This window comes from Peribacillus sp. SIMBA_075 (genome assembly GCF_046534585.1).
The window spans coordinates 1-258 of the sequence record NZ_JAWRYN010000964.1 but is presented as its reverse complement, the minus strand read 5'-3'; the positions used below and the strand labels follow the sequence as shown (position 1 = coordinate 258).

At 75.6% G+C, this 258-nt stretch carries 1 protein-coding gene; it reads left to right on the top strand.

Going from position 1 to position 258, the window contains the following annotated elements:
- Positions 1 to 258: hypothetical protein (locus SB775_RS31135; protein ID WP_410865136.1), on the top strand; the 258-nt coding region annotated here is incomplete at both ends.

Here is a 258-nt window from a genome sequence, read left to right as displayed (position 1 = left end):
AGCGACATCAAGACCAAGGGCTGGCCCGGGCTGATGCGCCGGGTCCGTGCCCAGGGCGCGATCGTGGTCACCAACCACCAGCATCCGGAGGCCGTGGTGGTCGAGGCCGAGGCCTACCGGGCGCTGCTGGCCCAGGCCAATGCCGCCGCGGGTGCGGCCGATCGCGCCAGCTCGCTGAAGGCGCTGCAGGCCGAGTTCGATGCCCGGCTGGCGACGCTGGCCGATGGCCGCCTGGCCGCGGCCCTGGCCCGCCCGGCG